This window comes from Brevundimonas bullata (assembly GCF_003350205.1).
Taxonomy (GTDB): Bacteria; Pseudomonadota; Alphaproteobacteria; order Caulobacterales; family Caulobacteraceae; genus Brevundimonas; species Brevundimonas bullata.
The window spans coordinates 105,618-118,548 of record NZ_QLLC01000001.1; the positions used below are offsets into that span (position 1 = coordinate 105,618).

Here is a 12,931-nt window from a genome sequence, read left to right on the forward strand (position 1 = left end):
GGGAGGTGCCGAGAAGCTTCCCTTTACGTCCGCGTCAAGTTATGAGTGACGCATGGCGACCGCTGACGATCACCGCACCTATTCCATCCGGCACCTGTGCCGCGAGTTCGGGGCGACCGCGCGCGCCCTGCGCTTCTATGAGGACAAGGGCCTGCTGACCCCGGCCCGCAAGGGCCAGACGCGGGTCTATGACAGCCGTGACCGCGCCCGACTGAAGCTGATCCTGAGGGGCCGCCGCATCGGCTTCACCTTGCAGGAGATCCAGGAGATGCTGGATCTGTATGACCGCAAGGATCACAATGTCCATCAGATGGCCGTGGCCCTGCGCCGTCACCGCGCCCAAGTCGAGGCGCTGAAGCAGCAGCTCGAAGACATCGAGGGCGCCATCCAGACGGCCGAGGAGGCCTGCGCCTGGATGGAGTCCAAACTGGGCGAACACCGCCCCGACCTTCTGCCGGGGGCGGACGAATACGCCAACCTGCTGAGCGAACGGCTCAACCCCGACACCCACTTCCAGCCCTTCAAAGCGAGAGCCTGAACATGGCCTACAAGGCGCCTGTCCGCGACCTGTCCTTCGTCCTGCACGACGTGCTGGAGGTCGAACGCTACGCCAACCACTTCGCCGACGCCGACCTGTCGCGCGATCTGATCGACCAGATCATCGCCGAAGGCGGCAAGTTCGCCGAGGAGGTCATCGCCCCGATCAACCGTCCGGGCGATCAGGAAGGCTGCCACATCGAAGGCGACGTCGTGACGACGCCCAAGGGCTGGAAAGAAGCCTATCATCAGATGGTCGAGGCCGGCTGGACCAGCCTGTCCTTCGGCACGGAATACGGCGGCCAGGGCCTGCCCGCGATCGTGTCCATGGCCGTGGGTCAGTTCACGGCGGCGGCCTCGGCGGCGTTTTCCATGTATCCGGGCCTGACGGCGGGCGCCTATCACGGCATCGAAGCCTCGGCCTCGGACGAGCTGAAGCAGATCTACCTGCCCAAAATGGCGACCGGCGAATGGACCGGCACCATGAACCTGACCGAGCCGCAGTGCGGCACCGATCTGGGCATGGTCCGCACCAAGGCCGTGCCCAACGGCGACGGCAGCTATTCGATCACCGGCCAGAAGATCTGGATCTCGGCCGGCGAGCACGACTTCGCCGACAACATCATCCACACCGTCCTGGCCCGCGTCGAAGGCGCGGTTCCGGGCATCAAGGGCCTGTCGCTCTTCGTGGTGCCGAAGTTCCTGGTGAACGAAGACGGCTCCGTCGGCGAACGCAACGGCGTCCAGTGCGCCGGCCTGGAACACAAGATGGGCATCCACGGCAACGCCACCTGCGTTATGGCCTATGAGAACGCCAAGGGCTGGCTGATCGGCGAAGAAGGCCGCGGCATGAACAACATGTTCGTGGTCATGAACGAGGCCCGCCTCGGCACCGGCCTGCAAGGCCTGGCCATCGGCGACGCCGCCTACCAGGCCGCCGTCGAGTTCGCCAACGACCGCCTGCAAGGCCGCGCCCTGACCGGCGCCAAGAACCCGGACGGCCCCGCCGACCCCATCATGGTCCACCCCGACGTGCGCCGGATGCTGATGGAGTCCAAGGCCTTCGTCGAAGGCGGTCGCGCCTTCATCCTGTGGACCGCCCTGCAAGCCGACCTGCAGAAGTCCTCGGACGAGGCCACCGCCACCAAGGCCAAGGACTACATGGGCCTGATCACGCCCGTGCTGAAAGCCTATCTGACCGACAAGGGCTTCCATGTCGCCAGCCTGGCCATGCAGGTCCACGGCGGTTCAGGCTACACCGAGCACTTCCCCGCCTCGCAGTATCTGCGCGATGCGCGCATCACCATGATCTATGAGGGCACCAACGGCATTCAGGCCCTCGACCTGGTGGGCCGCAAGCTGCCGTCGAACGGCGGCCGCGCCATCATGAGCTGGTTCGCCGACATCGACGCCTTCGTGGCCGAGAACGGCGAAGACGAGGCCATCAAGCCCTTCGTCGACGGCCTGGCCGACACCAAGAAGAAGCTGCAGGACGGCACCATGTGGCTGATGCAGAACGGCATGGCCAACCCGGACAACGCCGGCGCCGCCTCGACCGACTATCTGCACATCTTCGGCCTGACGGCGCTCGCCTATATGTGGGCGCAGATGGCCAAGTCGGCACAGGCGAAAATCGCCGCCGGCGACGCCGATCCTTACTACGTCACCAAGCTGCAGACCGGCCGCTACTTCGTCGAGCGCATCCTGCCCGACGCCGCCGCCCATCTGGTGAAGATGAAGACGGGCGCCGAGCTGCTGATGCAGATGCCCGCCGAGGCGTTCTGATCCACGACTGACCCACAGGGCCTCTTCTGCTGACGCGGGAGAGGCCCTTCTTTTTCATCTGCAAGCTGGCCGTCAGAGCCGGCGCACGAGGGACCGCTCATGAACGTGCTCAACACGCCCGAACCCGACTTCATGCAGGACGAAGACATCGTCCTCTTCTCCGACAGCGTCGGAAAATGGGTCGACGACCACGCCCCGCCCGAGAAGTTCCAGCAGTGGATCGCCAACTCCAGCGTACCGCGCCAGCTGTGGAACGACGCCGGCGACGCCGGGCTCCTGGGCCTGTCCATGCCTGAGGAAGACGGCGGCTTCGGCGGCGACTATCGCCACGAGGTCGTGCTGATGCGGCAACTGGGCTGGAAGGGCGCGGACCACTTCGGCATCTCGCTGCACAACGCCATCGTCATGCCCTACATCTGGCACTACGGCACCGAGGAGCAGAAGGCGCGCTGGCTGCCGCGTCTGGCCTCGGGCGAACTGGTCGGCGCCATCGCCATGACCGAGCCGGGCGCGGGCTCCGACCTGCAGGGCATCAAGACCACCGCCATCAAGTCGGGCGACCACTACGTCCTGAACGGCTCCAAGACCTTCATCACCAACGGCCAGCTGGCCAACTTCATCATCGTCGTCGCCAAAACCGACCCGGCCGAGGGCGCCAAGGGCACCAGCCTGATCGTCGTCGAGACGGACGGAGCCGCAGGCTTCGAGCGCGGCCGCAACCTGCACAAGATCGGCATGGAGGCCAACGATACCTCCGAGCTCTTCTTCAACGATGTGAAAATCCCGCTGGACAACATCATCGGCGGCGGCGAGGGCCAGGGCTTCGTCCAGTTGATGCAGCAACTGCCGCAGGAACGCCTGAACATCGCCGTCCAGGGCGTGGCCGCCGCCGAGCGCGGACTGGAGGCGACGCTGGACTACGTCAAGCAGCGCAAGGCCTTCGGCAAGCGGGTGATCGACTTCCAGAACACCCAGTTCAAGCTGGCCGAGGTCAAGACCAAGCTGACGGTGGCCAAGGTCTTCGTCGACCACTGCATCGGCCTGCACCTCAAGGGCCAGTTGGACGCCGCCACCGCCTCCATGGCCAAATACTGGGTCACTGACACCCAGGGCGAAACCATCGACGAGATGCTCCAGCTCTTCGGCGGCTACGGCTACATGAACGAGTACCCGATCGCCCAGCTCTACAAGGACGCCCGCGTCCAGCGCATCTACGGCGGCACCAACGAGATCATGAAGCTGCTGATCGCGCGCACGCTGTGATCCCTTGCGACAATGTACGGAAATCCGTACATTGTCGCCATGAACGCCATGTCCGTCACCGAACTCCGCAAGAACCTGGCCGCGACCATCGACCGGGTGACGGCGGATCATGACTACACCATCATCACCCGCGAAGGCGGCAAACCGGCGGCCGTGCTGATGTCGCTTGAGGATTTCGCCTCCTGGCAGGAGACGGAATACCTGCTGCGCAGCCCGGCCAATGCGGAACGCCTGCGCAAAGCCGTCGCCGAACTGGACGCCGGGCACGGCCAGGTTCGCGATCTGATCGAATGAGGCTGACGTTTCATGAGGAGGCCTGGGAGGATTACCTCTACTGGCAATCTTCGGATCGGAAACAGCTCAAGAAGATCAACGCCCTGCTTCGCGAATGCCTGCGCACCCCGTTCGCGGGCACCGGAAAGCCCGAACCGCTGAAGGGTGAATTTGCAGGGTGGTGGTCCCGCCGCATCGACCAGGAGCATCGGCTGGTCTATCGCGCGACAGGAGACAGTCTGCTGATCGCACAGTGCCGGTATCATTACAGTCGGTGATCATAACCTTGGTCGAGGCAAGGCCGGGCGGTAAGGAAGCCGCATGATCGTCCGCTCCCGCCCCGGCCCGCTCGAAATCCTGTTCGCCGTCAACGGGTCCATCCTCCCTCGCGTAGTGGGGCGTCTGGCCCTGACGGTCGCCATCACCGTGGCGGCGGTGCTGCTGCATCGAACGCGCCCTGACTTGCCGGTGCATCTGGCGGCCGCGCCTTTCGCCCTGATCGGGCTGGCGCTGTCCATCTTCATGAGCTTCCGCAACAACGCCTGCTACGACCGCTGGTGGGAGGCGCGAAAGCTGTGGGGCGAGTTGATCATCGCCGTCCGCTCCTTCATCCGCCAGACGGTTCTGCTGCCAGAGGACCGCCGCGCGCCCATGCTGAACGGGATCGGCGGCTTCGTCTTCGGCCTGGCCGCCCGGCTGCGCGGCCGTGACGAGACAGGCGAAATCGCGCGCTGGACGCCTCATGAAGGCGGGCCCCACGCCACCGACGCCGCCCTGACTTCGGTGGGCCGCCAATGCGCCGAACTGCTGCGCGACGGCCTGATCGACCCGATCCGCTATTCGGTGCTGGAAGCCCGCCTGACCGAGATGAGCCATGTCCTGGCCGGGTGCGAGCGGATCAAGACCACGCCCCTGCCCTTCGCCTACGCCCTGCTGCTGCACCGGACGGCCCACGCCTTCTGCCTGATGCTGCCCTTCGCCCTCGCCCCGGCGCTTGGCTGGTGGACGATGGCGGTGTCGCTTCTGGTGGCCTACACCTTCTTCGGTCTGGATGCCCTGGGCGACGAACTGGAAGATCCCTTCGGGGACGATCCCAACGACCTGCCGCTGGACGCCATGAGCCGGATGCTGGAACGCGAACTGCGCCACGCCCAGGGCTGGACCGACCTGCCGCCCGTCTGGCCCGCCCAACGCGACCAGCTGACATAGAAAATAGCCGCGTTACTCTACCCGCTCATCCCCGCGAGGGCGCCACGGACGTTTTCGCCAAGCCCAGCGAGCCGCAACGACCAGCGCGGTGATCCATAACCCCAGCATCGGCAGACCCAGGTAGGGCGCAAGCGGGACAAAGAAGGCCACCAGCCAGAACCACCCCCAAGTCAGGTACCAGCTCCAGGTCAGAACCGGCTCGATAAACCCGGGCACGCTGGCGTCGCATCGAATGAAGACGATCAGGGCATCCCCGAAATAGCACCCTGCCGGCCAAAGCCCTCCTCGAGGGTAGGCCAGAGCCAATTGCGCATAGGTCCCGATTGAAACAATCGCGGCCACAGCGACCGCCACAAAGGGCCCCGCTCGACGCTCAAACGTTCGCAGCAATTCGCGCCCTCCACTTTGATATCATCGATATGTGGACGGACTTGCAGCCGACAGCAAGACGGATCGGCCTGACATTGGCGCATCAGTCCGGGATGACGGCGGCCCGCGCGCCCGCTAAATCCTGCCTATGATCCGTTTGCACGTTCAGGGCGATCTCGCCCCCGGCCTCGCCGTCGCCCCGACCCTCGACCAGTCGCGCTACCTGACCCAGGTGATGCGGCTCAAGGCGGGCGACGACCTGCTGGCCTTCAACGGCCGCCACGGCGAATGGCGCGTCAGCGTCGCTGAGGTGCTGAAGAAGGGCGTCGTCCTGCGCTCCGAAGAACAGGTGCGCGAGCAGAACCACGGTCCCGACCTCGAATTGGTCGTCGCCGTGGTGAAGAAGGCCCGCGTCGAAACCATCGTCGAAAAGGCCACCGAACTGGGCGCCGCGCGCGTGCGTCTGGTCCTGACCCACCGCACCAACGCCGACCGGCTGCGACTGGACCGGCTGGACGCCATTGCGGAAGAAGCCGCCGAGCAGACCGGGCGACTGGACGTGCCCCTGGTCGATGATCCGGTGAAGCTGGAGACGCTGCTGGACGGCTGGGACGCCTCGCGCCGCCTGATGTTCTGCGACGAAACCGGCGGGGCGCCCGCCGTGTCGGCCCTGACCGCGGCGGGCGGCGATAAATGGGCGATTCTGATCGGCCCCGAGGGCGGTTTTTCGCCCGAGGAAGGCGCCCGGCTGCGGGCCCTGACCTTCACCACCGCCGTCTCTCTGGGCCCGCGCATCCTGCGCGCTGACACCGCCGCCATCGCCGCCCTGACCCTGTGGCAGGCGGCCATCGGCGACTGGGAGCGATAGAAGTTTATCGCCTCCCCTCTTGAGCGGGGCCGTATCCTCGCCCATCTAGCCGCGACAGCAGGGGTTACAGATGACCGACACGGCGCCGCTTTCCAGAGACGACCTGATCCACGCCATGTCGAAGGGCGAGAAGCCCAAGGACCAGTGGCGCATCGGCGCCGAGCACGAGAAGTTCGGCTTCGACAAGTCCACCCTGCGCCGCCCCGCCTATGAGGGCGACAACGGCATCCTGGCCATGCTGACGGGCCTTCAGCGCTTCGGCTGGTCGCCGGTGGAAGAGGCCGGCTATGTCATCGCACTGGAACGCAAGAACGCCGAGGGCTTCACCGCCTCGATCAGCCTGGAGCCGGGCGGCCAGTTCGAACTGTCGGGCGCGCCGCTGAAGGACATCCACGACATCTGCAACGAGACCGGCCAGCATCTGATGGAGGTCAAGCAGGTCGCGGACCAGTTGAACCTCGGCTTCCTCGGCGCCGGCTTCGACCCCCTGTGGCGGCGCGAGGACGTGCCGGTCATGCCCAAGGGCCGTTACGGCATCATGCGCGCCTACATGCCCAAGAAGGGCTCGCTGGGCCTCGACATGATGCTGCGCACCTGCACCATCCAGGCCAACCTCGACTTCGATTCCGAAGTCGACATGATCATGAAGTTCCGCACCTCGCTGGCGCTTCAGCCCATCGCCACGGCCCTGTTCGCCTGTTCGCCCTTCACCGAGGGCAAGCCCAACGGCTTCCTGTCGGCGCGCGCCAACGTCTGGACCGACACCGATCCCGACCGCACCGGCATGCTGGACTTCGTCTTCGCCGACGGCTTCGGCTACGAGCGCTACGCCGACTATGCGCTCGACACCCCCATGTACTTCGCCAAGCGCGGCGAGACCTATGTCGACCTGTCCGGCCAGTCGTTCCGCAAGTTCATGACCGAGGGTCTGGACGCCCTGCCCGGCGAGCGCGCCACGGCCAAGGACTGGGCCGACCACCTGACCACCCTCTTCCCCGAAGTGCGCCTGAAACAGTATCTGGAGATGCGCGGCGCCGACGGCGGGCCGTGGAGCCGCATCTGCGCCCTGCCCGCCCTGTGGGCCGGCGTCCTGTACGACGCGCCGTCGCTGGCTGCGGCCTGGGACCTGTGCAAGGACTGGGACATCGCCGACCACGAGCGCCTGCGCCGCGACGTGACCCGCCTGGGCCTCAAGGCCGAGGTGGCGGGCCGCAGCGTCCGCGACATCGCCGTCGACCTGGTGAACATCGCCAAGCAGGGCCTGAAGAACCGCGCCCGGTTCAGCGGCGGCATGGTCGACGAGCGCGGCTATCTGTCGGAACTGGAAGACATCGCCGACAGCGGCGTGACCCCCGCCGACCGCCTGCTGGAGCTCTATCACGGCGAATGGAAGGGCGACGTCAGCCGCATCTACCGCGACTTCGCCTACTAGGTTTTTCACGGCCCGCCTCGGCAAGGGGCGAACGCAAAGGCGGCCTTAACCGTCTGGGTTTAAGCATGGCGTCCAGTTCTCGAGGATTGCCCATGACCACCGTCGCGTTCGCCGCCGCATCCTCGACAGGACAGCCGCAGCCGCAGCGCGACCCGGCGGCCGATCTGGCGACCTTCTTCGACGTCTCGCTGGACCTGCTGGTCATCCGCGATCTGGAAGGCGTCATCGTCCGGGTCAGCGCCTCCTGGGCCTCGACCCTGGGCTACAGGCCGGACGAGCTGGTCGGCCGGGCCATCCTCAGTCTGGTCCATCCCGACGACCTGCCCGCCACCCTGGACAGCGCGACCGAGGTCGAAAACCGCCGCCCCGACGCCCCGGTCCGGGGTCACGTCAACCGCTATCGTCACCGCGACGGCCACTATGTCACCCTGGAATGGCGAGCTCAGAAGTTCGGCGACCGCATCTACGCCGTGGCCCGCGACGTCACCGCCAAGATCGCCGCCGAACAGGCCCTGATCGAGGCCAAGGCCGCCGCCGAAACCGCCAACCGCGCCAAGTCAGACTTCCTCGCCAACATGAGCCACGAAATCCGCACGCCGCTGAACGGGGTCATCGGCATCATCGACGCCCTGGCCCGCACCCCTCTGGCCCCCGAGCAGGCGGAGATGGTGGGGCTGATCAGCACCTCGGGCGTCACGCTGGAACGGCTGGTCTCGGACATGCTGGACGTGTCGCGCATCGAGGCGGGCAAGCTGGAGCTGGAGCTGCGGCCCTTTGATCTGGACGAGGCCCTGACCGCCCCCCTGGACACCCAGCGCCTGCGGGCCGAGGACAAGGGGTTGGCTTTCCATGTCGAGCGGGCGCCCAATGCGCGCGGCGTCTTCATCGGCGACAGCGTCCGCATCAGCCAGATCCTGGGCAACCTGCTGTCGAACGCCGTCAAGTTCACCGCCGAGGGGTCGGTCATCGTCCGCTTCGCCCTGACCGAGGACGACGGGGCCCCGACCCTGCTGAGCTTCGAAGTGGAGGATACCGGCGTCGGTTTCGACGCCGAGCATGACGCCCAGCTGTTCCAGCGCTTCAGCCAGGCCGACGCCTCGATCACCCGGCGCTTCGGCGGCACGGGCCTGGGCCTGTCGATCTGCCGCTCGCTGACCGAGATGATGGGCGGACGCATCACCGGGGCCTCGACGCCGGGCGTGGGCAGCCGTTTCCGCGTCGAACTGCCCCTGCCCCGCGCCCAGAGCCTGCGGGACTATGACGCCCGCGACGTGGCCGCCCTCGCCGCCGGGCCGCAGCCCTCTCGCCTGCTGCGCGTGCTGCTGGCCGAGGACCACCCGGTCAACCAGCGCGTGGTCCAGTTGATCCTGGCCGGCCATGTCGAGGAGATCGTCACCGTCGATGACGGCGCCCAGGCGGTCGCCGCCTTTGAGGCCGGAACCTTCGACGTGGTGCTGATGGATATGCAGATGCCCTGCATGGACGGACTGACCGCCACGCGGGCCATTCGTGCGCTGGAGGCCGCCCGACCGGGCGTGGCGCGCACCCCGATCCTGATGCTGAGCGCCAACGCCATGGCCGAGCATCGCGACGCCGCCCGCGCTGCCGGCGCCGACCTGCACCTGGCCAAGCCCGTCACCGCCCGCGACCTGCTGACCACCCTGGCCATGCTGACGCCGGGCTGAGCCGCGCTAGCTGAGCCAGCCCGTCACCATGACCCGCAGCGGATTGGCCGGGTCGGACAAGAGGCGCGCGGTGATGGCCAGGGAGATGATCACCAGAAGCGGCCGGATCAGGCGCGGCCCGAACCGCATGGCGGCGTGCGAGCCCATCCGCCCGCCGACGAACTGGCCCACGGCCATGATCCCGGCCAGGGTCCAGACCACGTGCCCCCCGACCGCCAGCACCACGATGCCGACCACATTGCTCATCAGGTTCAGCGCCTTGGTGTGGGCCGTGGCCCGCGTCAGCCCCATGCCCAGCAGCATGACCAGGCTGAGCGCAAAGAACGACCCCGTCCCCGGCCCGAAGAAGCCGTCGTAAAACCCGATCCCGCCCGCCACAAAGGCATAGGCCAGGGGCGTCAGCCGGGCGTGGGCGTCCTCGTCCGAGGCCTTGGGTCCGAACAGGAAATAGAGCGCGATGCCGATCAGCAGCACCGGCAGCAGGATCATCAGCCAGCGCGAGTCCACCAGGGTCACGGCGAAGGCCCCCAGCCCCGCCCCGACGCCGACCAGAATCAGGGGCCAGCGGATCAGACGGAAATCCACGCGGCCCTTGCGCCAGAAGTTCCACAGGGCCGAGGCCGTGCCCACGCTGCCCTGCACCTTGTTGGTGGCGATGGCCGCGACCGGGTTCAACCCCACCGACAACAGCGCCGGCAGCGAGATCAGCCCCCCGCCCCCCGCAATGGCGTCGATAAACCCGGCGATCACCGACGCCAGACCCAAGAGGGCGATGATTTCAGGCGTCAGTTCCGGCACGCGTGCAATACTCCTGCAACGGCGACGCTATAGCCCCCGCCGCCGGAAACCACCACCGCGCTTGCGGCCTTAGGGCGGCATGGACCGGGGGCTATGCCGCTCGCTGGCCAACTGGCCAATCCCGGATATGCTGCGCGCCCGATCTTCTGCCCCGAACGGAGCGCGCATCATGGCCGACGGCATATTGGGCGACACCCTTTGCTTGGAATACCGCATCGGAACTTCCCTCGGAGAGGTTTTGGTGACGGCAAGCGGCTACGTCAGCGTTGGTTTTGAGGAAGTGCCGGTTGTTATTCCTGCGCTTCCGAGGGGAATGCGCGTTGATGGTGTAAAGCTGCTTCGCATCGGGATTGAACAGACCGTCACGCCCAACAAATCGCTCCTATTGAAGGTCGCCGCCGCACGAACCGGCTATGCCACCACCGGAGAATGGTTGGAGGGCATGGAGCTCGTGAACCCGGAAGGTGTCTTGCAGGTCGGTTTGCGCGACTGTGAATGGCTTGCTGGCGAAGGCATCGTCGCCTCGTGGGCCAGCTATGAAGCCAACCATTTACAGCAGACAGTAACGACAGCCCCAGCGGGTGCTTCGATCTTCGTGAGCGTGGCCTGGCGCGCAGCCGGCGAGATGGCCGTTGAAGATGACATCTCGACTTGGTTCGCAGTAGACCTGACCCTACCGAACAACTCCAATAGTATCTGACATGAGTATCTACGTTGGCGTCGGCGGCTGGACCTTCGAGCCGTGGCGCGGGGTCTTCTATCCCGAGGGGCTGACGCAGAAGCGCGAGCTGGGGTTCGCCAGCCGGGCGCTGACCTCCATCGAAATTGTGTAATGGGCTCTACACCACGTAACTTATTGATTTTACTTGAGACAGAATGAATGCCCGATACGGCAACTCAGGTCGAAGCGATCAACGCAATCGCTTTCTCCGCGTTCGCGGCCATGGCGCTAATGGCCCTCCAAATCGTCGCTCTGGGGTTCTTCAACCCCAAAAGCAAACTCACGCTCGTCGCCGCTTATGCCCTTTGGATCGGCTTGGCGGGCATATTGGCATGGTTCACCTTCCACCCAGCCATTCGAGCAATGAAGTTCGTCGGCAGCCCTTGGATGTTCGTGGTGATCGGCAGCCTCTCAGCCATCATTCTCTTCGCCTTGCGGCGCTCAAGGAAGGACTTTTACGGCCTCATCGAAGTAAGTGTGGCCTTGGCCACACCGATTTTCTTGGGTCGAGAGTACGACGCATCCGGTCAGCTTACGGTGGTGATCGCCTTCATTGGTGCGATCTACGTGATGGTTCGAGGCTTCACGAATATAGGTGAGCATTGGAAGGCAGATATCGAAAAAGATAAGGCCCGGCCTGCCACGGAGGAGCGGCGCGAGGCCGGCGCAAGTTAGTAGGTGCCGTCGTATCTCCAGACCGAAGCCCCTCCCCATTGCGACCGTTAGTTCACATTAGAAACTGATGCATAACTTCGCGCGGCTGCACCGCGTCACCTTGAACATGGAAACACGAACATGACCTCCAATGTAATCAAGATAGGTGTCGGCGGCTGGACTTTCGAAGACTGGCGCGGTGTATTTTATCCAGAAAAACTCGTTCAAAAACAAGAACTTACTTACATGGCGTCCAAGATGCCAACCGTCGAAATCAACGGCACCTATTATTCCACCTTCAAGCCCGACAGCTGGATGAAGTGGCGCGACGAGACGCCCGACGACTTCGTCTTTGCGGTCAAGGCCAGCCGTTACTGCACCAACCGCAAGATCCTGTCCGAAGGCGGCGAAAGCTTCGACCGCTTCCTGTCGCAGGGGCTGACCCTGCTGGGCGACAAGCTGGGTCCGATCAACTGGCAGTTCATGACATGAAATACTATTAGCAGCGTCAAGAAAAACAGCGCTTTCAGGCGGGTTGAGACCGGACCCAGTATGCTGGTCTTCGGTGTTATGCCGCTCTCTATGAGGCTTACCAGCGCGAGCGCTAGAACAAGACGGCTGTCGAGGACGCCCGCCAATCGTTTCGCAGACCTTCACTCGTTGACCGTTGGCCGCGACCCTCCAAATACCCCAGAGAGCCGCGCACAGGCCTCTCATGGGCGTTCTGGCTCACGACCACGATCAACCCGTTCCGTGCCTTCAGAGACGCGCTGAGAGCCATTCTTCGCGGCTAACGGAAGGCCGGGGGCGAACGCCGTTGGAGGATATGTTCCAACGAGGATCAGCAGGTCGATCATCATGCTTTCCGCTCATGCGGCTCTTTGATTTGATCCATCGCGCGGTCGATCAGGGCATAACCCTCCGGCGACATCTTGATTTCTAACTCTCGGCGGTCAAACTCTGAGGGCACAGTGAATACCAGCCCAGCTTCTTTCAGTGAGCGAACGGTGCGGGAGGTTGTCGTGCCAAGCAGATCGAAAAATGTCTCACCTTCAGCTTCGGACTTCATATAGCCGATGCTGGTTCGGCTTCCGGTGGCGGCTGTTTGGGCTATCATGAGGAAGCAGACGGCTTGGCGTAGGGTAGTGTGGGGAGACATGCCCTGCGCCAGTGCGATGAGCAGCCTGCGAACATCGGCCAAATTGTCTTTGGTGGCGAGACGAAATGACTGCATTTCAACCTCGTCGATCATTGCTGCAAACTCGGCATCTGAAATCTTGCCGTCGCGCTCCGACATCCTCACACCCCATTACAAATCGCTGCGGGAGTGTGGCTAA

The 12,931-nt window shown here is 64.8% G+C and carries 13 protein-coding genes and 2 pseudogenes; 13 read left to right on the forward strand and 2 right to left on the reverse strand.

Going from position 1 to position 12,931, the window contains the following annotated elements:
- The first annotated feature begins 52 nt into the window (after window positions 1-52).
- The 9 genes from DXK21_RS00500 (at window position 53) to DXK21_RS00545 (ending at window position 9,421) form a co-directional block, all read left to right on the forward strand.
- On the forward strand, window positions 53-538 hold the full coding sequence (locus DXK21_RS00500) for a MerR family transcriptional regulator (RefSeq protein WP_114815827.1): 486 nt from the start codon (window positions 53-55) through the stop codon (window positions 536-538).
- A 2-nt stretch (window positions 539-540) separates the two neighbouring features.
- Window positions 541-2,322, forward strand: coding sequence for an acyl-CoA dehydrogenase C-terminal domain-containing protein (locus DXK21_RS00505; protein ID WP_114815828.1), 1,782 nt, complete (start codon window positions 541-543; stop codon window positions 2,320-2,322).
- Window positions 2,323-2,421: 99 nt separating this feature from the next.
- Window positions 2,422-3,585 (forward strand): acyl-CoA dehydrogenase family protein, encoded by a 1,164-nt coding sequence (locus DXK21_RS00510; protein ID WP_114815829.1) that lies wholly within the window; start codon window positions 2,422-2,424, stop codon window positions 3,583-3,585.
- A gap of 39 nt (window positions 3,586-3,624) precedes the next feature.
- Window positions 3,625-3,879, forward strand: coding sequence for a type II toxin-antitoxin system Phd/YefM family antitoxin (locus tag DXK21_RS00515; RefSeq protein ID WP_114815830.1), 255 nt, complete (start codon window positions 3,625-3,627; stop codon window positions 3,877-3,879).
- On the forward strand, window positions 3,876-4,136 hold the full coding sequence (locus tag DXK21_RS00520; protein ID WP_114815831.1) for a Txe/YoeB family addiction module toxin: 261 nt from the start codon (window positions 3,876-3,878) through the stop codon (window positions 4,134-4,136). Before DXK21_RS00515 ends, DXK21_RS00520 begins: the two co-directional genes overlap by 4 nt.
- Before the next feature lie 43 nt (window positions 4,137-4,179).
- Complete coding sequence (locus tag DXK21_RS00525) at window positions 4,180-5,067, forward strand: bestrophin family protein (RefSeq protein ID WP_114815832.1); 888 nt, start codon at window positions 4,180-4,182, stop codon at window positions 5,065-5,067.
- Window positions 5,068-5,584: 517 nt separating this feature from the next.
- Window positions 5,585-6,304 carry a 16S rRNA (uracil(1498)-N(3))-methyltransferase gene (locus DXK21_RS00535; RefSeq protein ID WP_114815834.1) on the forward strand — a complete coding sequence of 240 codons (720 nt, stop codon included), beginning with the start codon at window positions 5,585-5,587 and terminating at the stop codon, window positions 6,302-6,304.
- A 70-nt stretch (window positions 6,305-6,374) separates the two neighbouring features.
- A complete protein-coding gene (locus tag DXK21_RS00540; RefSeq protein WP_114815835.1) occupies window positions 6,375-7,736 on the forward strand; it encodes a glutamate--cysteine ligase in 1,362 nt (453 codons plus the stop codon).
- A 92-nt stretch (window positions 7,737-7,828) separates the two neighbouring features.
- Window positions 7,829-9,421, forward strand: coding sequence for a PAS domain-containing hybrid sensor histidine kinase/response regulator (locus tag DXK21_RS00545; protein ID WP_245945007.1), 1,593 nt, complete (start codon window positions 7,829-7,831; stop codon window positions 9,419-9,421).
- A gap of 6 nt (window positions 9,422-9,427) precedes the next feature.
- Here DXK21_RS00545 and DXK21_RS00550 read toward each other — a convergent pair whose 3' ends face one another.
- Window positions 9,428-10,219: a TSUP family transporter gene (locus tag DXK21_RS00550; RefSeq protein ID WP_114815837.1), complete on the reverse strand. Its 792-nt coding sequence runs from the start codon at window positions 10,217-10,219 to the stop codon at window positions 9,428-9,430.
- A 169-nt stretch (window positions 10,220-10,388) separates the two neighbouring features.
- Here DXK21_RS00550 and DXK21_RS00555 point away from each other — a divergent pair, with 169 nt between their 5' ends.
- The 4 genes and pseudogenes from DXK21_RS00555 to DXK21_RS00570 all read left to right on the forward strand — a co-directional run.
- Entirely contained in the window at window positions 10,389-10,919 is a 531-nt protein-coding gene (locus DXK21_RS00555; protein WP_162790546.1) for a hypothetical protein, read from the forward strand.
- A 1-nt stretch (window position 10,920) separates the two neighbouring features.
- Window positions 10,921-11,046, forward strand: a pseudogene (locus DXK21_RS00560) (DUF72 domain-containing protein); the annotation flags it as partial.
- A 53-nt stretch (window positions 11,047-11,099) separates the two neighbouring features.
- Window positions 11,100-11,615, forward strand: a complete 516-nt coding sequence (locus DXK21_RS00565) for a hypothetical protein (RefSeq protein ID WP_114815839.1) — start codon at window positions 11,100-11,102, stop codon at window positions 11,613-11,615.
- A 120-nt stretch (window positions 11,616-11,735) separates the two neighbouring features.
- Window positions 11,736-12,080: pseudogene (locus DXK21_RS00570) on the forward strand (DUF72 domain-containing protein); the annotation flags it as partial.
- 370 nt (window positions 12,081-12,450) lie between these two features.
- Here the strand turns inward: DXK21_RS00570 and DXK21_RS00575 are convergent.
- Entirely contained in the window at window positions 12,451-12,891 is a 441-nt protein-coding gene (locus DXK21_RS00575) for a helix-turn-helix domain-containing protein (RefSeq protein WP_114815840.1), read from the reverse strand.
- Window positions 12,892-12,931 lie beyond the last annotated feature (40 nt).